We start from the raw sequence: 20,769 nt of genomic DNA, 5'->3' as shown, positions 1-20,769 counted from the left end.
CGATTCGCAAGGGGATTTACGCAATGCGTATTATTCTGCTCGGTGCTCCGGGCGCAGGTAAGGGGACTCAGGCCCAATTCATCATGGAGAAATATGGCATTCCGCAAATCTCCACCGGCGACATGTTGCGTGCAGCAGTTAAAGCAGGCTCTGACCTTGGCAACCAGGCGAAAGCCATTATGGATGCTGGCAAGCTGGTTACTGATGAATTAGTGATTGCGCTGGTAAAAGAGCGTATTACACAGGAAGACTGCAAAAACGGTTTCCTGCTGGACGGTTTCCCACGCACCATTCCTCAGGCAGACGCGATGAAAGATGCCGGCATCAACGTTGATTACGTGCTGGAGTTTGCTGTACCGGATGAACTGATTGTTGAACGCATCGTGGGCCGTCGCGTCCATGCGCCATCTGGCCGCGTTTATCACGTCAACTTTAATCCACCAAAAGTGGAAGGCAAAGATGATGTGACGGGCGAAGAGCTGACCACCCGTAAAGATGATCAGGAAGAAACCGTGCGTAAGCGCCTGGTGGAATACCATCAGATGACCGCGCCGCTGATTGCTTACTACAGCAAAGAAGCTGAGGCGGGCAACACCGCTTATCACAAAATTGATGGCACCCGTAAAGTGCCTGAAGTAAGCGCAGAGCTGGCGAACATCCTCGGCTAAGTGCGTTGGGGCTGGTTATGCTGGCCCCTTTTGCAGTAATCGCTGTTACCTCCCACTAATTCCGCTACAATTTCCCTCGTTTTCACGCACCCCCGTATTCGTCAAGGAATAGCAATGAGGCAAGATAAGCCCGGCGTGTTACTGGTAAATTTAGGTACGCCAGACGCCCCAACCACACCTGCAGTTAAACGTTATCTAAAACAATTTTTGAGCGATCCGCGCGTTGTCGATACGCCGCGCTGGCTTTGGTGGCCGATCCTCAATGGCGTCGTTTTGCCATTCCGATCGCCAAAAGTCTCAAAACTGTATGCTTCGGTCTGGATGGAAGGCGGTTCGCCGTTGATGGTTTTCAGCCAGCGCCAACGTGATGCGCTTGCGGCAAAGCTCGATATGCCGGTTGCATTGGGCATGAGTTACGGCAATCCCAGCCTGAAAAGTGCCGTCGACAGTTTAATGGCGCAGGGCGTAACGCGATTGATCGTGCTGCCGCTTTATCCTCAATTTTCCTGCTCCACCGTGGCTGCAGTATGGGACGGCTTAACCGCGGTATTTAAAGATTACCGCTCGCTGCCTGATGTCGAGTTCATTCGCGATTATGCTGAGCATCCCGCTTACATTGCTGCGTTAAAAGCCTCGGTTGAACGCTCTTTTGCCAAGCATGGTCAGCCCGATCTGCTGGTGATGTCTTATCACGGCATTCCACAACGTTTTGCAGATGAAGGCGATGACTATCCGCAGCGCTGCGCGGATACGACCGCAGCCCTGACTAAAGCGCTGGGCCTGCGCGACGACCAGTTTAAACTGACTTTCCAGTCGCGTTTTGGTCGTGAGCCTTGGTTGACGCCTTATACCGATGAGACGATGCAAGGCCTGCCGGCCAAAGGTATCAAGCACGTTCAGGTAATGAGTCCTGGCTTCTCGGCAGATTGCCTGGAAACGCTGGAAGAGATCAGCGAGCAAAACTGCGAGTTCTTCATGCACGCAGGCGGTGAGAAGTTTGAGTACATCCCAGCTTTAAACGATGATGAAGCTCACATCGACATGATGGTGCAGCTGGTCAACGCACGCCGTTAATTCACAGGCAGAGAGTGTGATATCATTCTCTGCCTGTTTTCCCCCTACGGCAGCCTTCATGAAATTTCCCGGCAAACGAAAATCCAAACACTATTTCCCTGTTAGCGCTCGCGATCCTTTATTGCAACCCACTCAACACGACGTTGAAGAAGGCAGCTGGGTGGTGGGTATCGATCAGACATTGGTTGATATCGAAGCCAAAGTGGATGATGACTTTTTAGCTCGCTACGGTTTAAGCGCAGGCCATTCTTTAGTGATTGACGATGCCGTTGCTGAAGCGCTTTACACCGAGTTAATGCGTGAAGAGCTGATCAGCCATCAGTTTGCGGGCGGTACCATTGGCAACACCTTGCACAATTTTTCCGTGTTGGCTGATGATCGCTCGGTACTGCTGGGCGTGATGTGTAATAACATTCAAATTGGCGGTTACGCTTATCGCTATCTTTGCAATACTTCCAGCCGCATGGATCTCAACTATCTGCAGGGTGTTGATGGCGCGATTGGACGCTGCTTCACTTTAGTTGGCGAGCAGGGCGAACGCACCTTTGCTATCAGTCCCGGCCAGATGAACCAGTTGCAGCCAGCCAACATCCCGGAAGCGGTGATTGCGGGTGCCTCGGCGCTGGTGTTGACATCCTATCTGGTGCGTTGCAAAGAGGGCGAGCCGATGCCGCATGCCACGCTACAAGCAATTGAGTACGCAAAAAAGCATAACGTGCCGGTGGTGCTAACGTTGGGGACTAAACACGTCATTGGCGATAATCCGCAATTCTGGCGCGATTTCCTGCGCGATCACGTCTCTATCGTGGCAATGAATGAAGAAGAAGCCTATGCGTTAACCGGCGAAGCGGATCCGCTGCTGGCATCTGATATGGCGTTGGAATGGGTAGACCTGGTGCTGTGTACCGCAGGCCCGACGGGTTTATACATGGCGGGTTATACCGAAGACGAATTCAAGCGCAAAACCAATCATCCGTTGCTGCCCGGTGCGATTGCAGAGTTTAACCAGTACGAATTCAGCCGCGTAATGCGTTTGCAGGATTGCCAGCAACCGCTGCGTATTTTCTCTCATATCGCACCTTATATGGGCGGTCCAGAGAAAATCATGAATACCAACGGTGCGGGTGATGGTGCTTTGGCGGCTCTGCTACATGACATTACGGCGAACAACTATCACCGTCTTAAAGTGGCGAATTCCAGTAAACACGCCCGCCCTTATCTGACTTACTCTTCGCTGGCGCAAGTGTGTAAATATGCCAACCGCGTCAGTTATCAGGTGTTGAACCAGCATTCACCGCGCCTGACGCGCGGCTTACCAGAGCGTGAGGATAGCCTGGAAGAGTCCTACTGGGATCGATGATTTAAGCGGGTCGGTTCGAGAAGGTCCTGTTAATGACCTTCTCGCCTTAAAGAGGGGATTAGCTGTTGGTCGTGACCCGTACAGTTTCGCAGGCTAAATCCTGATGATCTTGCGCCATCTCCTGTTCGAGCATCAGCAACATGCTATTGGCAATCTCACGCTCGCCCATCACCACGCGCGTTGCGCCCCGTTCCATGATGTACTCCACTTCGTCGTCATAATGTGCCCGCGCGATAATCTCAATGCTTTGATGTCTTTCACGGGCAGCTGCCACCACTTCGCCCGCTTCATAGCCATTGGGAATCGTCAGCAGCAGCCAACGGGCGCAGTCTAAACGTGCCAGCTCCATAGTTTCGGCGCGAGCGGCGTTGCCCAGCACCGCTCTGATGCCGCGTTCACGCAGCGCTTCAACGCGAGGACGTGAATTTTCTACCACCACCAGCGGCACATTCGCCTCCAGCAACTTCTCACCAATCAGGCTTCCCACGCGGCCATATCCCACAATCACCGCATGATTACAGATATCGACCGGAATTTGCTTCTCTTCTTCAATCGCCTCTTCCAGCGTTTGCTCTTCCATGGTTTCAGTTTTTGCCAGATAACGTTCTAGCAAGGTAAAGAGAATAGGATTCAGCATAATGGACAGAATGGCGGCGGCGAGCACCAAATTACGCCCTTCTTCGGTCAGGATATTCAGGGAAATACCGAGCCCTGCGAGAATAAAGGCAAACTCACCAATCTGCGCCAGACTCACGGAGATGGTTAACGCTGTTCGACGTGAATGACCCAGCAGCGTGACCAGCAACCAGGCCGCGACCGATTTACCCACCACGACAATCACCAGCGCACCCAGCACCGCTAACGGCTGTGTCACTAAAATCATCGGGTCAAACAACATCCCTACCGAAACAAAGAACAGCACCGCAAACGCGTCGCGCAGCGGCAGCGTGTCATGTGCGGCACGGTGGCTCAATTCAGACTCGTTCAGCACCATGCCCGCGAAAAACGCGCCCAAGGCAAAGGAGACATCAAAAAATTCTACAGCACCAAACGCAATGCCCAGCGCCAGCGCCAGCACCGCGAGTGTGAAAAGCTCGCGCGAACCGGTTGCGGCACTTTTGGCAAGGATCCACGGCACCGCGCGACGTCCTACCACCATCATCAACACCATAAAGGCAGCGACTTTACCTATGGTCAACAGCAGATCCCAGGCAAGTAAGCTCGCGCTGGCGTTGCCTTCTTCAAACATTCCGGCAATCGCAGGCAGCAGAACCAGCGCCAGCACCATCACTAAATCTTCGACGATTAACCAGCCAATGGCGATTTGCCCGCGTTGACTATCAATCAGTTGGCGTTCTTCTAAGGCGCGCAGTAACACCACGGTACTGGCGGTTGAAAGACAGAGCCCAAACACTAGGCCCGTCATTAATGACCAGCCCATCGACCACGACAAACCCATTCCCAGCAAGGTTGCTACGGCAATTTGCGCAATAGCACCGGGAATAGCGATGTGTTTTACCGACATCAAATCTTTTAAAGAGAAATGCAGACCCACCCCAAACATCAGCAAAATGACGCCTAATTCCGCCAGTTCGGGAGCGAGGTTGGTATCAGCGACAAAACCGGGCGTAAAAGGGCCTGCCAGCACGCCAGCCATTAAATAGCCGACTAACGGAGATATTCGTAAGCGATTAGCCAGCATGCCAAGGAGAAAAGCCAGAACCAGTGCCCCGACAATGGTGGTGATCAACGGTGTGGTGTGATGCATGCCTGTCTCCTTGTGTGCAATTGTATCCGCTTGTAACAAATGAGTTTAATGCAAATAGCAGTGGTACGCTGAATAATTTGTGGGATTAAGGGAAAAAACTCATTAAATACGAAGAAAACGCAATCGAACCTCTATTTTTACTCATTATCTTTAATATTGGCCGTAATAGCGGTTAATCAAGGGACGTAAGGAAAAATAATTATCCCTCTAAAAGTCGTATGACACGACGGATACGCCAGAGAAAAGGTGTTATCGCCAGACCAGACATTCCAGGAAGGTAAATCAGCGCTTTAAGAACATCCGCTTAATTGACCCTAAGCGTGTTTGGCCTTGAGTTAAAGAGAGGAATGTGCGACACAGGAGGTCGATTTAGCGAGCGAGCCCGTAGATAAACGGGCCAGATGCGTGATAAGGAGATTGGCTTTGTTAATACCACGATGGTCAGGAAAAGGAATAGCGCTGTTACTGGCGCTGACACCCATGCTTTCTCAGGCCGCTGTGCCTGATCGTACCTACCGTTTTAGCCTCCTTCATACCAACGATGAGCACGGACATTTCTGGTTCAACGAGCAGGGCGAATATGGCCTGGCGGCGCAAAAGGCCTTGATGGATACACTGCGCTATGACGTGCAGGCCAAAGGCGGCGGTGCGCTGATCCTGTCTGCGGGTGACGTCAACACCGGCGTGCCTGAATCGGATGAGCTAGATGCCGAACCCGATATTCGTGGCATGAATCTGATTGGCTATGATGCCATGGCGTTAGGCAATCACGAGTTCGATAAACCGCTCGATATCCTACGTAAGCAGGAAAAATGGGCAAAATTCCCGTTTTTAGCCGCAAATGTCTATCAAAAAAGCAGCGGACAGCGCCTGTTCAAGCCTTGGGCTGTATTTAACCGTATGGGGCTGAAAATTGCTGTGCTCGGTTTGATTACCCCGCAAACCGCGCAGTTGGCGAATCCGGCTGCGTTGAAGGATATTGAGTTCCGCGATCCCATCAGCGAAACAGAGAAAGCTGTGGCTGAATTACGCGCCACTGAAAAGCCTGACGTGATTGTCGCGTTGACGCACCTGGGTTATGACGAAGACGGTAAACACGGCAGCAATGCACCGGGCGATGTAACGTTAGCGCGTAGCCTGCCAAAAGGAACCCTCGATCTGATTGTCGGCGGCCATTCTCATGATGCGGTTTGCATGGAAAAAGAGAACGTCAGCGTCAAAAATTATCAGCCAGGTCAGCCTTGTCAGCCCGATCAACAAAACGGTGTCTGGATCATGCAGGCTGATAAGTGGGGAAAATATGTGGGTCGCGGTGACTTCACTTACCGCAATGGTGAAATCACGCTGGCGTCGTACCAGCTGGTGCCGGTAAATCTCAAGCATAAAATCAATAATATGGATGGCAGCGAATCCTGGCTGACCTGGCAAGAAGAGATCCCAAAAAATACCGCGATGATGAAGTTGTTAACGCCCTATCAGAAGCGTGCAGACGCGAAGCTGATAGTGAATGTTGGCAGTACTGAGGGCGTATTTGAGGGTGAAAACGACAAAGTGCGCGCTGAGCAGACCAACCTTGGGCAGCTCATATTGCGTGCGCAGATGGCACATGCCAAAGCTGACTTTGGCGTGATGAGTGGCGGAGGCATACGCACTTCACTGAAGTCCGGCAAGATTAGCTGGCGTGATTTATTGCAGGTACAACCGTTCGGTAATCAGGTGGTTTCAGTCACGCTGACCGGTGCGGAAATCAAAAAGTATCTGGCGGTAGTGGCCAATATTAAACCCAACTCTGGTGGTTACGCTCAGTTCAGCAATGTGAGCCTGGTAGCAGACGGAAAGTCAGTGAGCGAGGTTCGCATCAAAGGGCAACCGATTGACGACAAGCAAAGCTATCGCATGGCGACCAACAGCTTTAACGCAGCGGGCGGAGATGGTTATCCACGACTCGATAATCACGCGGGTTATGTGAATAGCGGCGATGTTGATGCGGAGGTTCTACGTAATTGGTTTAAGACGCATTCGCCGCTTAAAGCCAGCGATTACGCCACCAAGGGTGAGATTATTCATCTGACGGAAGCGGAAATAAAGGCGCGTGATGAAGCGGCAGAAAAATCCCGTAAGCGCAACTATCCACAAATGTTTTTGGCGTGGATTTGGCCTTGGGGTCGGGAAACCGCTAACGTCCAGTAAAGCGTGAAAGGTAAAAATGAGGAGGCGCTAGCGCCTCCTTTTTTATCAGATTTCGCAAGAATTACGTGCAATCCAGCGTTGACGTAGTTTGTCCCACACCCAGTTGTAGACGATGGTGTAGGGCAAGAAAAACAGGAAGAAAGCAATTTCTACCAACAACGCCTGCCACAGCGTGATGTTCAGCATCCATGCGGCAATCGGTAAACCGATCACTATAAACCCCCCTTCAAAGCCCAGCGCGTGTAAAGCACGCACGCCAAAGCTACGTTTCTGGCCAGGCGGATAGAAACGGTCAAATCCGCTGTTATAGATCATGTTCCACAACATGGCGACAGTCGACAGCATGATGGCCAGCGAGCCCATTTGAAACAGCGGTTTATCCATGGCCCAGGCGGCAAGCGGCGAAACCGTGAGGATCGCTAACGTTTCAAAACCTGCAGCATGTAAAAAACGTTCTTTCATTGAGCGAGTACGCATCATAAAACTCCTTTGGGTGATGCGGCGCAGTTTCTCACGGAAAAATGCTAAGATAAAATGAATAGCTATCGATAAAAGCGATGGATGAAATGCGGTATTCCCCCGAATCCCTTGAAGCTTTTGTACAAACTGTCACCAGCGGTTCATTTTCTGCCGCTGCACGAGCGTTGGGTAAAAGCCAATCCACCATTAGCACCGCAGTGGCGAATCTGGAAGATGACCTCGGCTTTATCCTGTTCGATCGTAGCGGCAGGCAGCCTCAGCTGACCCAGCAAGGCCGGCGGGCATTGCCACAGGTGCAGCAAATTTTGGCGGCCAATGAGCGGCTAAGTACGCTGGCGGTTCAGCTCTCAGAAGGGGTAGAACCGCGCCTGAGTTTTGCCGTTTCTGATTTTTGGCAAACCGATCACCACGAACATCTTCTTAAGCAGTTTGATGCGCGCTACCCCGACATTGAACTGGAATGCATGATGGCGGAAGACGAAGATGTGCTCGATCTGCTGCAAACAGGCCGTGTGCATTTGGGTGTGGTTCGCGCTCAGCCACGACTGCCTGATGATATTGCGATGGCGCGTTTGCAGGTAGAAGCGCAGATGGCGATTTACTTGCATCGCGATTATCCCTTGGCGCAGCAAGCGATCATCCGCGAAAACCAGCTTGAGGAAGTGCGTCATTTACGTCTGAATACATGGGTTGATCAGCGGGAAACATCCCCGCTGGGGCGCGTTTGGTCTGCACCTAACTATCTTTTACTGCTGGAAATGGCTGAGCAGGGTTTTGGCTGGAGCATTCTACCGCGCTGGTTAGTGAGCCAGTTTGGTCACGGCGTTTTGCAAGAGCTGCCGTTAGCGGGCTGGCCGCAGCATATTGCTATCGAAGTCATTTGGTCGCGCCGTAATCCGCCGGGTCCCGCCGGACGATGGATGATCGATCAACTCTGCGCCCAGCCGCGCGTTTAGTCGCGGCGCGCAATATCGGCGAACGGTGCATCCAGCAGGCGTGCAAGATCCTGAGGCGCTAATTCGATATCTAAACCCCGCTTGCCGCCAGAGATAAACAGGGTGGTAAATGTCGCAGCGGAGTGATCGATCACCGTCGGCAAACGCTTTTTTTGCCCTAAGGGACTGATACCGCCCAGCAGGTAGCCGGTAACGCGTTGTGCGATGTGTGGATCGGCCATATCCGCTTTTTTTGCCTTCAAAGCTTTAGCGACTTTTTTTAAATCGAGCTGGCTGGAAACCGGTGTGACCGCCACGGCCAGCTGTTTTGCGTCACCATTTAAGGCAACAAGCAACGTTTTGTAGACCTGACGTGCATCCAAATTCAGTTTACGCACCGCCTCATCACCAAAATTTGTTTCCTGACTATCGTGTTCATAAGGGTGCAGCGTAAAGCTGACTTTTTGTTTTTCCAGAAGATTTACCGCGGGCGTCATAGTCGTACCTGTTTTAATCAGCTGATCAGAAAAATCTTATTATAAAAAGAGGTGAATAAAGGTGGCGAAAATTTGTTCTTTAGGTGAGAATTGGCCCGCGCCAGCAACTTGATTGCTGAGTGATAACCAAAATCATAAACAAATTCCTCTTTGACGGGCCGATAAAACTATCGGCTCTCTTTTTTTATAGTGCTTTTTTAAGGCGCTCTAAGCAGACCGGGCAAATTATCCTCGCCGTAAAGATGCAGCGCACCTACCGCAACCACATATTTACCCGCAGGCAATGCCTGTAATGCATCACGCCAGTGCACATTACGTTGACTGATCAGCGTATCGTTCAGCGCCTGACTAAACGTGCTCGGTAACGCAATCTCTGGCTGACGCGGCGGTGTATCCAGCCACCAGCTCACCATCATCTGAAGCAAGCGCGCATTGGTGTGCCAGTGGATCAGCGTATCTTGCAGCAGCGCCATACCGTCATCAGGCAACGCTTTCAACAGCGCAATTTGCGTATCCGCGCCTTCCAGTTCAATGATCGGCTTTTGCCAGTTTTTCGCCGCCTGTAACAGCTGATAATCGATGCCGTAATCGGGGCGCAGACCGAGTCGTTGTGCTTGTTGCGCCTGAAGCATTAGCGCGATTTGCCACGCAGGCAGTGTAGTAAACATGCTGATGGCAAGGTTGAGTTCATTACACAGCGCCACCAGTTTTGCCATCGCTTCAGCATCAATACGTTCGGCTAAAGGCGCACGTTCGCCGCTGTTATCAAAAGGCGAACCGCCTTGTGTAATGTCCGCTTCAACGATCAACGCATCGGCTTGCTGCAACTGGCGCAGTAAACGGCTGGGCAACGGCTGCATATCACGTGTGCCCATATGAATGCTGCCGACCAGATGCAATTTGCGATCGCCAAGCCGAACGTCCATTGCCGGCCAACGATAGTGTGTAGGAAACAGTCGACTGATTAATCCGCGCAAAGTGTGCCAAACGCTACCTGTCATTCCCTGTCCTTAATTCGCTGAAAACACCATGCTAGCGATTTCAGCGGTCGAAAAACAGCGCCGTAACGGCTATTGCTGACGTGGCGGACGATAACGTAGCAGGCGATTGGCATTACTGACTACGGTTATTGATGAGAGCGCCATCGCTGCACCTGCCACAATCGGACTCAACAGCATGCCGGTTAGCGGATAAAGCACGCCAGCGGCGACAGGAATGCCGATACTGTTATAAATAAAGGCACCAAATAAGTTCTGTCGAATATTGCGCAATGTTGCTGAAGAGAGCGCTAAAGCATCCGCAACGCTGTTGAGATCGGCGCGCATTAAGGTAATCGCCGCCGTTTCTACCGCCACATCACTGCCGCCACCCATTGCAATGCCGACATCCGCCTGCGCCAGCGCAGGTGCATCATTGATGCCATCGCCAATCATGGCAACCACGCGGCCTTGCTGCTGCAGATGCGCTATCGCATCCGCTTTGCCTTCCGGCAGCACGCCAGCGATCACTTCATCAATACCGGCTTCTGCGGCGATAGCGCGTGCCGTTTTTTCATGATCGCCGGTTAACATAATCAGACGATATCCCGACTGATGCAGCCGTTGGAGAGCATCACGGCTACTGTCACGTAAGGTGTCGCGCAAGGCAATCAAACCCGCTAATTTACCGTCCTGCGCCAGCAACACTGGCGTTGCGCCTTGCTGGGTAAGCCGATCAATATCAGCTTGAGCAGAATGGCACTCGATATGGTGATCGCGCATCAGCGCCACATTACCCAACAGTAACCACTTGTCGTTGAGTATGCCGCTGATGCCTTTGCCGCGTATTGTACGAAATTGCTCAACGTCAGGCCGTTTAGCTTCACCCGCTTCAGCCACGATGGCTTTTGCCAGCGGATGACTGGCTGATTGCTCAAGTGCGGCGGCAGCCTGCAAAATGGTATGACGATCGGCATCGCCCCAGGCAATAACGTCAGTCACCTGCGGTCGGCCTGCTGTGAGCGTACCGGTTTTGTCGAACACCAAGGTGTCTACTTTGCTGGCACGTTGTAGTGCATCGGCATCGCGCACCAGCACGCCTAGCTCAGCAGCGCGACCGACACCCGCGATGATCGACATCGGCGTGGCTAAACCCAGCGCACAAGGGCAGGCGATGATTAACACGGTGGTGGCGATAACCAGCGTGTAAGCGATTTGCGGCTGTGGTCCGAAAAGATACCAAATCAAACCGCTGATCACCGCTATCGCCACCACCACAGGAACAAACACGGCTGAAATGCGGTCGGCTAAGCGGCCAACGTCAGGTTTACTGCTTTGCGCCTGACGCACTAAATGAATAATGCGCGACAGCGCCGTGTGATTACCGGTGGCGCTGGCGATGAAGCGCACCGCACCATCCTGAACCAGCGTGCCCGCGTAAATCTTATCCCCTGTGGATTTACCCTGCGGCACGGCTTCACCCGTTAGCATCGCTTCATCTAACCAGGCTTCGCCGTCCTGAATCTCGCCATCCACGGGTACGCGATCGCCGGTTACTAATCGCAACGTCATACCCGATTGCACTGCGCTAACCGGCAGCAGCGATTCACCTTCTTCAGTCATTACGCGAGCTTGTGCGGGAGTGAGATCGAGGAGGCGCTCCAGCGCTTTGGATGAACGCTGACGCGCACGCTGTTCCAGTGCATGCCCGAGATTGATCAGGCCGATAATCATTACGCTGGCTTCGAAATAGAGGTGGCGCGCCTGCAGAGGAAAGAAGTCTGGCCACAACACCACGCTGAAGGAGTAGATCCATGCCGCAGCCGTACCAAGTGCCACCAAGGTATCCATGGTGGCAGCACCATTAAGCAAGCTGCGCCAGGCGCTGCGATAAAAGTGATTACCGCTGATGACCATGACTAACAGCGTAATAATACCCAACACCCGCCAGGTTGAGTGATTGCTGGCACTCAGCATCATGTCGCCAGCCATGCCCCAGATCATCAGCGGCACGCCAAACAGCAGCGCTAAAGCTGCTTGCCAGCTAAAACGTCGCATGGCTTTGCGGGCACTGTTTTGCTGTTTCTCACGGCGTTCCTGCTCATCTTCAATGACTTGCGCGCCGTAGCCTGCGGCATCAACGGCCGCCACTAACTGCTGTGGCTCAACGTTGCCCAACACCAGTGCGCTACGCTCGCCTAAATTGACGCGCGCCTGACTCACGCCCTTCACCTGTTGCAGCGCTTTTTCAACCCGACTAACACAACTGGCACAACTCATGCCGTCAATCAGTAAAAAATGCGCGGGTAGCACTTTTTCTGCCGGTTGAGAAAAGGACTCCGTTGTCAGCGCCTTCGGCGTCGGCTCTGTTGCTGTCAACGGTTCAGCCTTTGGGTAGCTGTCGTCTGCTTTTAATGTGGCTTGATAACCTGCTGCTTCAACCGTCGCAATCAGTTCGGCAGCATCAGCATCGCTGACAATTTGCGCCTCCTGCTGCGTGACGTCAGCCTGTTTAACATCGCTGCGCTGTTCCAGCGCCTCTTTTACGCGTTTAACGCAATGGCCGCAGGTCAATCCATCCAGCGCCAAAGAAATAGTCTGTGACATGCTTAACTCCTCGTTTCATGACATTTGACCGGGCGGTCACTTTCGATTAGTTATAAAGCGTAAACCTTCCATCAAGGGGAAGGTCAAGGAGAGAAAATGAACATCAGCGATGTTGCAAACAAAACCGGGCTGACCAGCAAAGCGATTCGGTTTTATGAAGAGAAGGGCGTCGTCACGCCGCCACTGCGCAGTGAAAATGGTTACCGCAGCTATAATCCGCATCATATTGAAGAACTCAACTTATTGCGCCAGGCGCGACAGGTTGGCTTCACCCTTGATGAGTGCCGCGAACTGGTGTTGCTGTTTAACGATCCCGCTCGCCACAGCGCAGATGTGAAAGCGAGAACGCTACAAAAAGCAGATGAAATTGCGGCGCATATCGAAGAATTACACGCCATGCGCGCCCGATTATTAGCGCTGGCTGAAGCCTGTCCGGGTGATGACAGCGCTGAATGCCCCATCATCAATAACCTAACAGGCTGCTGTGCTCAAACGGCAGGAAAGCGTGGCTGAATGCGCAACGTGATGCCTTCAACGGCAATCACTTCAACCTGGGTTCCCGCCACTAAATCTTGTTCGGCCTGTACGCGCCAACTGCTGTCGCCGATGCGTACGTGACCCAAGCCGTTTATCAGTGACGTATCAAGCGTCAGGTGCATGCCAATCATCTGGCTACCGCGCTGATTAAGGGAGTTTGGCTGCTGCTGGCCTTCACGGTAACGGATCCAACGATACCAAAAGAAGACGCAAACCAGCGTTAACACAGCAAACATTGAGCCTTGGGTCGTCCAGCTAAAGGGAATAAACCACTCAATGATTCCCACCATCACTGCTGCCAGGCCGCTCCACAGTAAATAGCCGCTGGTGCCGAGCATCTCAGCCGCTAAAAGCAGGCCACCTAAGGTCAGCCAGAACCAGTGGGGATGCGCAATAATATCGACCAGCATCAGCGTTTCGACTCAGGACGTGAATCTTTAAGCAACTCGCTGATACCCGCGACGGATCCCAGCAAGCTGCTGGCGTCCAACGGCATCATCACCACTTTGCTGTTATTTATTGGCCTCGCCAATTTTTTGCAATGCATCGGTATATTTCTGAGCAACGAAGTAATTAATGGCCTGGATATCACCCGCCGCAATCGCTTCGGAGACCATTTTGGTGGCACGCGCTTCGGCTTCCGCCTGACGTTCACGCGCTTCGGCCTGCAAAAATGCGGAAGTTCTTTCGCCTTCGGCCTTGAGTATTTGCGACTGCTTTTCGCCCTCGGCGCGCAGAATAGCCGCCTGACGTACACCTTCAGCGGTCAGGATGTCGGCGCGTTTGGTTCGCTCTGCTTTCATCTGAGCATTCATGGCACCAATCAACTCTTGCGGCGGACGCACATCGCGAATTTCGATGCGGGTAATTTTCACGCCCCACGGATTAGTTGCTTCATCAACGATGTGCAGTAAACGCGTATTGATGCTGTCGCGCTGCGATAACATTTCGTCCAGCTCCATGCTGCCAAGCACAGTACGCATGTTTGTCATGGTGAGATTAATGATCGCCAACTCAAGGTTACTGACTTCATAGGCGGCGCGAGCCGGATCAACGGCCTGAATGAAACAGACGGCGTCGATGGTGACATTAGCGTTGTCTTTAGAAATGATCTCTTGCGATGGGATATCCAGCACCCGTTCCATCATGTTGATCTTGCGACCCACACGATCCATAAACGGCACTACCAGACTTAAACCTGGTTGCAATGTTCGGGTGTAACGACCAAAGCGTTCCACCGTCCATTGAAAACCTTGCGGTACAATTTTGACACAGGCCCACACAGCCACCAGCGCCAGTACGATGAGTACCGGAATAACAGTCAACATATAACCTCCAGATTGTCAGATTGACGGGCCGAGTCGCTTCGGCCCGTTGTTACTCACCTAGTAGAGCAGTGAGTAAAGCTGGCGGCGATAGCGCGCGGCGAGTGCATCGCCGGTCCCTAGCGCAGCCAAAATCTCTTGCAGCATTTTCCGCGCCTGACCGTCAGCCGCGTTCAAATCGGTTTTAAGGAAGCTAAACAGCAGTTCCAGCGCTTCTTCGTTGCGGCCAACCTGATGCAGCTGTAACGAAAGTTTAGCAGCCAGTTCAGCGTTAGAAGGATCGCTTTCTAACTGGGATTGTAACTGCTGAATCTCTGGCGTATCGGCGGCTTGCTTCAGCAACTCGATCTGCGCGATCAGGCTTTGATAGCGGGTATCCTGATCCTGAAGCGGCACCACTTTTAGCACGGCTTCTGCTTCATCGCTGCGGTTCAGGGTAATTAATACTTCTGCCAGCAGAAAGCCGATTTCGCTCATTTGGTTGCTCAATTGCCAGGCATCTTTCAGCAGCGGCAACGCTTCAAGCGGTTTACCTTCGTCGATCAGCGCCATGGCTTGCTGCGCTTTCAGCTCTTCTTCACGTGGTAAAACTTTTTCCAGCAGGGCACGAACTGCCTCTTCCGGTTGCGGTCCCTGGAAACCATCAACGGGCTGACCGTTCTGGAACAGATAAACCGTTGGGATAGAGCGCAATCCAAACTGCGACGCCACCATTTGCTCTTTATCGCAATCGAGTTTGGCAAGGATAAACTGACCCGCGTATTCCTGAGCTAAGCGCTCCAGTAATGGGGTAAGCTCCTGACAATGCTGGCTACGCTCAGACCAAAAGTAAAACAGCACGGGCAGCTGTGCCGACTGCTCAAGAATCTGATGCAGGTTGGATTCGTTGATGTCGATAATCGAAGCTTGTGGTGACATGAATAAGTCTCTTTGCAGAAAGTGTTCTAAGAATATGGGGCCAACGGGCCGCGCTTCAAGTTGAATTCAGGTTGAGCGGTTAATGGCTACGCAAAATGCGATCCATCATCCAGCCCGGAAGCAAACGTTTCAGCAAGCCCATAATGTGTGCGACCAGCGTCACTGGATAACGCAAACGCGGATGCTTGCTCTCCAAAGCATGGCGCAATTTAGGCAGAATGGCTTCTGGCGGCAAAGTAAAACGTGCGGCGATACCGGGATTGCGCACCGGTTTATTTTGCTCACCTTGCGTTACGTTGTCGGTGAATTGCGTTTTGATCGGACCGGGTTCAATCAGGCTGACACGCACGCCGCTGCGGTAAACTTCCAGGCGAAGCGCATCGCTCCACGCTTCCAGCGCATATTTGCTGGCGGCATAAGCACCACGGCCAGGTGTAGAAATGAGACCTAACACCGAGCTGGTATTAATAATGCGCCCATTCCCGCTGGCTTGCAGTGCGGGCAGCAAGCGCATCGTGAATTGGTGCGTACCGAAAAAGTTCGTCGAGAATTGCTGCTCCAGCTGTTGGCGAGAAAGTGTATGCAGCGGCCCATATACGCCAAAGCCGCCATTGTTAAACAGAGCAAACAGGCGGTTTTCCGTTAGGGCGATCACGTCATCAGCGGCACGATCTACGCTCGCGGGATCGTCGAGATCCAATTGCAGCCCAATAAAACCGAGCGTATTCATCCGCGCAACGTCTTCTGTTTTACGACAGGCAGCAATGACTTTGTAGCCGCGTGTCAGCAGATCGTTGGCGGCAGCCAGCCCAATTCCGCTGGAACAGCCGGTTATTACCACGGTTCTTTGCATTTATTTACCCATTTTCGCGCTCATTGTCGCTACTGCTGCTTAACTAAAGGAGCGAGTTCTTTTGCCATTAAATTGGCAATAAAAGGTTGTGCATCAGGGTTTGGATGAATGCCGTCCTGCTGCATCCACTCAGGTTTCAGGTAAACCTGCTCCATGAAAAAGGGCACCAGAGGAATGTTGTACTGCTGTGCCAGATCGGGATAGATCCCGCTGAACGCTTCCGTATAACGACGTCCATAATTGGCCGGTAAACGAATCTGCATTAGCAGGGGTTTCGCGTTGGCTGCTTTTACGTCGTCGATCACTTTGCGCAGATTCAGGGCGATGGCGTCAGGCGGAAATCCACGCAGACCGTCATTACCGCCCAATTCGATTAACACCCATTGTGGTTGATGCTGTTTTAATAGCGACGGTAAACGCGCCAGTCCTTGTGCAGCGGTATCGCCGCTAATACTGGCGTTAATCACTCTGGGTTGCTGTTGCCACTGTTTATTGAGCAGACTGGGCCAGGCGGCGGAAGCCGACATACGGTAACCGGCGCTGAGGCTGTCGCCCAATACCATCAGGGTATCAGCCGCAGCAAGACGAGACACCAGCAGAAGACACAATAACAGGAAGGGATAATGCCAGCGGAAAACGTTGTTGAAGTTCATCATCTTACTAAGTCCGTCGGTCAGGGAGAGCATCAGCTGACCATCCTTACCGGAGTTGAGTTAGTTGTCAAACCGGCTGAAACCATCGCGTTGATTGGCGAATCAGGTTCAGGAAAATCCACGTTACTCGGTATTTTAGCTGGCCTCGATGATGGCAGCAGCGGCGAGGTGAATCTGATGGGCAAGCCGTTGCATCAGATGAACGAGGAGCAACGCGCCGCGCTGCGTGCTAAGCAAGTCGGCTTTGTTTTTCAATCATTTATGTTAGTCCCAACGCTAAATGCGCAGGAAAATGTGCAGTTGCCCGCGCTGTTACGTGGCGACAGCGATCGCCAAAGCCGCGAGCAGGCACGAGAACTGCTTAATCAGTTGGGATTAGGTGAGCGTCTGCATCATCTGCCCGCGCAACTTTCCGGTGGTGAGCAGCAGCGTGTGGCGCTGGCACGTGCTTTTAACGGTCGGCCCGGCTTGCTGTTTGCTGATGAGCCCACCGGTAATCTGGATCGTAAAACCGGCGATCGTATTGCCGATTTACTGTTCTCACTCAACCGCGATTTTGCGACCACGCTGATTTTGGTCACGCATGATGAACAATTGGCGGCGCGCTGCGATCGGCGTTTACGGTTGCGCGATGGCAAGCTGTGGGAGGAGCAATGATTTGGCGCTGGTTTTGGCGTGAGTGGCGCTCGCCCTCGCTGCTGATCGTTTGGCTCGCATTGACGCTGGCGGTCGCTTGCGTGCTGGCATTGGGTTCCATCAGTGACCGAATGGAAAAGGGGCTAAGTCAGCAAAGTCGGGATTTCATGGCGGGTGATCGCACCTTGCGCAGCAGCGATGTGGTGCCTGATGCCTGGCTAGCGAAAGCGCGTGAAGAGGGATTGTCAGTCAGCAGTCAGCTGAGCTTTATGACCATGACTTTTGCTGAACAAACGCCGCAGCTGGCCTCGGTAAAAGCGGTTGATAATCACTATCCAATGTTTGGTGATTTGCAAACCGATCCGCCGGGTCTGAAACCGGTTGAAGGCACAGCGCTGGCGGCCCCACGTTTAATGGCGCTGCTGAATTTAAAAGTCGGCGATCGATTGGATGTCGGGGACACCACGCTGCGCATTGTCGGGGAGGTGATTCAGGAACCGGATGGCGGCTTTAATCCGTTTCAGATGGCGCCGCGCTTGTTGATCAATCTGGCAGACGCAGCAAAAACCGGTGCCATTCAACCAGGCAGCCGGCTGACCTGGCGCTATAAATTTTCTGGTGAATCTGAGCAGTTGGCGAACTATGACCGCTGGATTCAGCCGCAGCTGAAAGCCGATCAGCGCTGGACCAGTATCGAAAATTCCGAAGATGCATTAGGTCGCTCGATGCAGCGTGCTCAGCAATTTTTGCTGCTTTCAGCTCTGCTAACATTGATGTTGGCGATTGCGGCGGTAGCGGTGGCAATGAGCCATTACTGTCGCAGCCGTTACGATTTAGTCGCAGTGTTGAAAACGCTGGGTGCCACGCACGGCGCCTTGCAAAAGCTGCTGATTGGTCAATGGCTGGCGGTGCTGCTGCTGGCGGCTGTGTGCGGCAGCATGGTCGGGCAGGGCGTTGAAGCGCTGTTAATGGCGATGCTGAAACCGGTGCTGCCGGCCAGCTTGCCCGCTGCCAGCTTGTGGCCGTGGGTGTGGGCGGTGGGTTCACTGTTCGTGATTTCGCTACTGGTGGGATTGCGGCCCTATCGCTTGCTGCTGGCGACGCAGCCATTACGCGTCCTGCGACGGGATGCGGTGGCGAATATCTGGCCATTAAAATTCTACCTTCCTGCCATGGGTGCGCTGGTCGTTGTCTTGCTGGCGCTGCTGGTCGGCGGCAGCAAAATGCTGTGGGCGCTGCTGGCGGGTGTGGTGTTGCTGGCTGCGTTGCTGTCGCTGCTCGGCTGGGCAACGCTGCTGCTGCTGCGCCGTTTAGTGGTGCGTAATCTGGCGCTAAGGCTGGCAATCAATCGTCTGCTGCGTCAGCCCGGCATCACGCTTAGCCAGCTTTCTGCATTTTCGCTGTCATTTATGTTGTTGGCACTGTTGTTAGTCATGCGCGGCGATTTACTGGATCGCTGGCAGCAACAGCTCCCTGCAGACAGTCCAAACTTCTTTCTGCTGAACATGACAGAAGATCAGGTACCGCAGGTGCGGGATTTCTTGCAGGCGCATCAAATCAAACCGGAAACCTTTTACCCTATCGCTCGGGTCAGATTAAGTGAGTTAAACGGTAAAGAGGCGGATCCCAAAATGGATAACGCTTTAAACCGTGAACTCAATTTAACCTCGCTCACTGAGCGCCCTGAACACAATCCGCTGGTAGCGGGCAACTGGCCTCCAAAAGCGGGTGAAGTGTCGATGGAGGTTGAGCTGGCTGACCGGCTGGGACTGAAACTCGGGGATACCTTGACCTTCGAGGGTGATACGCAAAAGTTCAGCGCCAAAATCACCAGCCTGCGCAAAGTGGACTGGGAGAGTTTGCGACCTAACTTCTTCTTTATCTTTCCACCTGGCGCACTGGACGCACAGCCGCAAACCTGGTTAACCAGTTTCCGCATGGATAACAATCCCGCTTTGCTGGCACAGCTAAATCGCCAGTTTCCCACGCTGAGCCTGCTCGATATCGGCAGTATCATGCGGCAGATCGGACAGGTACTGGCGCAGGTAAGCCAGGCACTGGAAATCATGGTGGTGTTGGTTACGGCTTGTGGCGTATTGCTGTTGATGGCACAAATTCAAGTCGGTATGCGACAACGCCGTCAGGAGTTGGTGGTGTATCGAACGTTGGGGGCCAGCAAACGTTTATTGCGATCCACACTGTGGTGTGAATTTGCGCTGCTCGGTGTGGTATCGGGTGTTGCGGCGGCATTAGGAGCGGAAGCGGCTTTGTGGGGATTGCAGCGTAAAATTTTCGACTTTCCCTGGCAGCCTGACTGGACGCTGTGGCTGGCCTTGCCGATCGGCGGTGCGCTGCTACTGTCGGTGTGTGGTGGCTGGCTGGGCGTGCGGTTGTTAAAAGGAGAGGCGCTGTTCAAAAATTTTAGCGCCGGATAGCACTAAACGTCCAGGCCAGACTTAAGACCTGGTCTGGACGTGTCGTTTGAAATAATCAGGTCAATTATTCCGCAAAGAGTCGCTTACATTGTCACATTCACCTTTATCGCTCCCCCTTGCCATCAAGCCCGTTACTGACACTGCCTGCTGCAAAATTTGCCAGGGCCGCGCCACGCTCTATGGCGTTACCGATTTTAATACCGCTTGTTATGCAAACAATGTGAACCGCTATGTTTATCCCCTTACCGGGGTTGCGATTTATTATCATCAGTGTCAGCAGTGTGGTTTGATTTATACCCATGCGCTGGATGACTGGCGTCCGGCAGATTACCAGCAGCACATTTATAACGAGGATTATGCGCAATTCGATCCTAATTATGAGATCAACCGCCCGCTTAAAAACCGTGATTTTATTTTGCAATTATTCAAACGCTATCATGGCAGCAAGATGCTGGATTACGGTGGCGGCAGCGGCACGCTGGCGAAATTAATGCGAGAAGAAGGGATCGATATGATCGCCTGGGATCCGTTCATTGCAGGTGATTATCCCGAAACGGCTGCCTATGATTTTATAACTTGCTTTGAGGTGCTTGAGCACACGCCAGATCCGCATCAAACCGTTGCAGAAATTACGCGTTTTTTGAAAAAAGGTGGGGTGTTTTATTTCAGTACCGGAACCCATGACTCAGTCAGTCATCAAGGAATGAACAATTGGTATATTGCGCCGCGTAATGGCCACATCACCCTCTATTCTGAAGACTCTTTGAACACGCTATTTACCGCGCACGGCTACCAAATAACGCATTTGAATGAGTGGTATCACGTTGCGATGAAGATGAGAGATTAACGCGCAAAG

18 protein-coding genes and 1 pseudogene are annotated in these 20,769 nt (G+C 52.7%); 9 read left to right on the top strand and 10 right to left on the bottom strand.

Annotated elements, in window-relative coordinates:
- Nucleotides 1-23: 23 nt before the first annotated feature.
- From adk to MUG06_RS09395, 3 genes are all read left to right on the top strand, one after another.
- Nucleotides 24-668 carry an adenylate kinase gene (adk, locus tag MUG06_RS09405; protein ID WP_215847409.1) on the top strand — a complete coding sequence of 215 codons (645 nt, stop codon included), beginning with the start codon at nucleotides 24-26 and terminating at the stop codon, nucleotides 666-668.
- A gap of 114 nt (nucleotides 669-782) precedes the next feature.
- Nucleotides 783-1,742: a ferrochelatase gene (gene hemH, locus MUG06_RS09400; RefSeq protein ID WP_215847408.1), complete on the top strand. Its 960-nt coding sequence runs from the start codon at nucleotides 783-785 to the stop codon at nucleotides 1,740-1,742.
- 58 nt (nucleotides 1,743-1,800) lie between these two features.
- Entirely contained in the window at nucleotides 1,801-3,102 is a 1,302-nt protein-coding gene (locus MUG06_RS09395) for an inosine/guanosine kinase (protein WP_215847407.1), read from the top strand.
- 58 nt (nucleotides 3,103-3,160) lie between these two features.
- Here MUG06_RS09395 and ybaL read toward each other — a convergent pair whose 3' ends face one another.
- Entirely contained in the window at nucleotides 3,161-4,870 is a 1,710-nt protein-coding gene (gene ybaL / locus MUG06_RS09390; RefSeq protein ID WP_243078382.1) for a YbaL family putative K(+) efflux transporter, read from the bottom strand.
- A gap of 423 nt (nucleotides 4,871-5,293) precedes the next feature.
- Here ybaL and ushA point away from each other — a divergent pair, with 423 nt between their 5' ends.
- Nucleotides 5,294-7,060 (top strand): bifunctional UDP-sugar hydrolase/5'-nucleotidase UshA, encoded by a 1,767-nt coding sequence (gene ushA / locus MUG06_RS09385; RefSeq protein ID WP_279233930.1) that lies wholly within the window; start codon nucleotides 5,294-5,296, stop codon nucleotides 7,058-7,060.
- Nucleotides 7,061-7,105: 45 nt separating this feature from the next.
- Here ushA and MUG06_RS09380 read toward each other — a convergent pair whose 3' ends face one another.
- Nucleotides 7,106-7,537 (bottom strand): multidrug/biocide efflux PACE transporter, encoded by a 432-nt coding sequence (locus MUG06_RS09380; protein WP_243078529.1) that lies wholly within the window; start codon nucleotides 7,535-7,537, stop codon nucleotides 7,106-7,108.
- A gap of 89 nt (nucleotides 7,538-7,626) precedes the next feature.
- On the opposite strand from MUG06_RS09380, the gene MUG06_RS09375 reads away from it, so the two are divergent.
- Complete coding sequence (locus MUG06_RS09375; protein WP_243078381.1) at nucleotides 7,627-8,496, top strand: LysR family transcriptional regulator; 870 nt, start codon at nucleotides 7,627-7,629, stop codon at nucleotides 8,494-8,496.
- Here MUG06_RS09375 and ybaK read toward each other — a convergent pair.
- The 3 genes from ybaK to copA form a co-directional block, all read right to left on the bottom strand.
- Complete coding sequence (ybaK, locus tag MUG06_RS09370) at nucleotides 8,493-8,972, bottom strand: Cys-tRNA(Pro)/Cys-tRNA(Cys) deacylase YbaK (RefSeq protein WP_243078380.1); 480 nt, start codon at nucleotides 8,970-8,972, stop codon at nucleotides 8,493-8,495. The two genes, MUG06_RS09375 and ybaK, sit on opposite strands and share 4 nt — an antisense overlap.
- Nucleotides 8,973-9,169: 197 nt before the next feature.
- Nucleotides 9,170-9,973 (bottom strand): TraB/GumN family protein, encoded by an 804-nt coding sequence (locus MUG06_RS09365; RefSeq protein WP_215847405.1) that lies wholly within the window; start codon nucleotides 9,971-9,973, stop codon nucleotides 9,170-9,172.
- Between the two features lie 69 nt (nucleotides 9,974-10,042).
- A complete protein-coding gene (copA, locus tag MUG06_RS09360) occupies nucleotides 10,043-12,556 on the bottom strand; it encodes a copper-exporting P-type ATPase CopA (protein ID WP_243078379.1) in 2,514 nt (837 codons plus the stop codon).
- A 96-nt stretch (nucleotides 12,557-12,652) separates the two neighbouring features.
- Here copA and cueR point away from each other — a divergent pair, with 96 nt between their 5' ends.
- On the top strand, nucleotides 12,653-13,069 hold the full coding sequence (gene cueR / locus MUG06_RS09355) for a Cu(I)-responsive transcriptional regulator (protein ID WP_243078378.1): 417 nt from the start codon (nucleotides 12,653-12,655) through the stop codon (nucleotides 13,067-13,069).
- Here cueR and MUG06_RS09350 read toward each other — a convergent pair.
- The 5 genes and pseudogenes from MUG06_RS09350 to tesA form a co-directional block, all read right to left on the bottom strand.
- Nucleotides 13,045-13,503, bottom strand: a complete 459-nt coding sequence (locus tag MUG06_RS09350; protein ID WP_243078377.1) for an NfeD family protein — start codon at nucleotides 13,501-13,503, stop codon at nucleotides 13,045-13,047. The two genes, cueR and MUG06_RS09350, sit on opposite strands and share 25 nt — an antisense overlap.
- A pseudogene (locus MUG06_RS09345) lies at nucleotides 13,503-14,421 on the bottom strand (SPFH domain-containing protein). Before MUG06_RS09345 ends, MUG06_RS09350 begins: the two are co-directional and overlap by 1 nt.
- 57 nt (nucleotides 14,422-14,478) lie before the next feature.
- Nucleotides 14,479-15,336 carry a co-chaperone YbbN gene (locus MUG06_RS09340; RefSeq protein ID WP_215847400.1) on the bottom strand — a complete coding sequence of 286 codons (858 nt, stop codon included), beginning with the start codon at nucleotides 15,334-15,336 and terminating at the stop codon, nucleotides 14,479-14,481.
- Nucleotides 15,337-15,415: 79 nt separating this feature from the next.
- Nucleotides 15,416-16,189 carry an SDR family oxidoreductase gene (locus tag MUG06_RS09335; protein WP_243078376.1) on the bottom strand — a complete coding sequence of 258 codons (774 nt, stop codon included), beginning with the start codon at nucleotides 16,187-16,189 and terminating at the stop codon, nucleotides 15,416-15,418.
- Between the two features lie 29 nt (nucleotides 16,190-16,218).
- Nucleotides 16,219-16,845: a multifunctional acyl-CoA thioesterase I/protease I/lysophospholipase L1 gene (gene tesA / locus MUG06_RS09330; protein WP_215847398.1), complete on the bottom strand. Its 627-nt coding sequence runs from the start codon at nucleotides 16,843-16,845 to the stop codon at nucleotides 16,219-16,221.
- Here tesA and ybbA point away from each other — a divergent pair.
- From ybbA to MUG06_RS09315, 3 genes are all read left to right on the top strand, one after another.
- Nucleotides 16,813-17,499, top strand: coding sequence for a putative ABC transporter ATP-binding protein YbbA (gene ybbA, locus MUG06_RS09325; RefSeq protein ID WP_215847397.1), 687 nt, complete (start codon nucleotides 16,813-16,815; stop codon nucleotides 17,497-17,499). The two genes, tesA and ybbA, sit on opposite strands and share 33 nt — an antisense overlap.
- The gene (gene ybbP / locus MUG06_RS09320; protein WP_243078375.1) at nucleotides 17,496-19,913 is read left to right on the top strand and encodes a putative ABC transporter permease subunit YbbP; all 2,418 of its coding nucleotides are present in this window, start codon (nucleotides 17,496-17,498) and stop codon (nucleotides 19,911-19,913) included. The genes ybbA and ybbP overlap by 4 nt, the downstream gene beginning before the upstream one ends.
- Before the next feature lie 88 nt (nucleotides 19,914-20,001).
- Nucleotides 20,002-20,760, top strand: a complete 759-nt coding sequence (locus MUG06_RS09315; RefSeq protein ID WP_243078374.1) for a class I SAM-dependent methyltransferase — start codon at nucleotides 20,002-20,004, stop codon at nucleotides 20,758-20,760.
- Nucleotides 20,761-20,769 lie beyond the last annotated feature (9 nt).

The sequence above is a fragment of the Pantoea sp. MQR6 genome, assembly GCF_022761075.1.
GTDB classification, from domain to species: Bacteria; Pseudomonadota; Gammaproteobacteria; order Enterobacterales; family Enterobacteriaceae; genus Pantoea; species Pantoea phytostimulans.
This window is presented reverse-complemented; position numbering and strand designations above follow the sequence as displayed.

Excerpts from the sequence above, each read along its gene's own strand:
- copA (WP_243078379.1), bottom strand. The coding sequence starts at position 12,556 with ATGTCACAGACTATTTCTTTGGCGCTGGATGGATTGACCTGCGGCCAT.
- MUG06_RS09395 (WP_215847407.1), top strand. The coding sequence starts at position 1,801 with ATGAAATTTCCCGGCAAACGAAAATCCAAACACTATTTCCCTGTTAGC.
- ybbP (WP_243078375.1), top strand. The coding sequence starts at position 17,496 with ATGATTTGGCGCTGGTTTTGGCGTGAGTGGCGCTCGCCCTCGCTGCTG.
- cueR (WP_243078378.1), top strand. The coding sequence starts at position 12,653 with ATGAACATCAGCGATGTTGCAAACAAAACCGGGCTGACCAGCAAAGCG.
- MUG06_RS09365 (WP_215847405.1), bottom strand. The coding sequence starts at position 9,973 with ATGACAGGTAGCGTTTGGCACACTTTGCGCGGATTAATCAGTCGACTG.
- MUG06_RS09375 (WP_243078381.1), top strand. The coding sequence starts at position 7,627 with ATGCGGTATTCCCCCGAATCCCTTGAAGCTTTTGTACAAACTGTCACC.
- MUG06_RS09380 (WP_243078529.1), bottom strand. The coding sequence starts at position 7,537 with ATGCGTACTCGCTCAATGAAAGAACGTTTTTTACATGCTGCAGGTTTT.
- adk (WP_215847409.1), top strand. The coding sequence starts at position 24 with ATGCGTATTATTCTGCTCGGTGCTCCGGGCGCAGGTAAGGGGACTCAG.
- MUG06_RS09340 (WP_215847400.1), bottom strand. The coding sequence starts at position 15,336 with ATGTCACCACAAGCTTCGATTATCGACATCAACGAATCCAACCTGCAT.
- MUG06_RS09350 (WP_243078377.1), bottom strand. The coding sequence starts at position 13,503 with ATGCTGGTCGATATTATTGCGCATCCCCACTGGTTCTGGCTGACCTTA.
- ybaK (WP_243078380.1), bottom strand. The coding sequence starts at position 8,972 with ATGACGCCCGCGGTAAATCTTCTGGAAAAACAAAAAGTCAGCTTTACG.
- tesA (WP_215847398.1), bottom strand. The coding sequence starts at position 16,845 with ATGATGAACTTCAACAACGTTTTCCGCTGGCATTATCCCTTCCTGTTA.
- MUG06_RS09335 (WP_243078376.1), bottom strand. The coding sequence starts at position 16,189 with ATGCAAAGAACCGTGGTAATAACCGGCTGTTCCAGCGGAATTGGGCTG.
- ybaL (WP_243078382.1), bottom strand. The coding sequence starts at position 4,870 with ATGCATCACACCACACCGTTGATCACCACCATTGTCGGGGCACTGGTT.
- ybbA (WP_215847397.1), top strand. The coding sequence starts at position 16,813 with ATGCCAGCGGAAAACGTTGTTGAAGTTCATCATCTTACTAAGTCCGTC.
- hemH (WP_215847408.1), top strand. The coding sequence starts at position 783 with ATGAGGCAAGATAAGCCCGGCGTGTTACTGGTAAATTTAGGTACGCCA.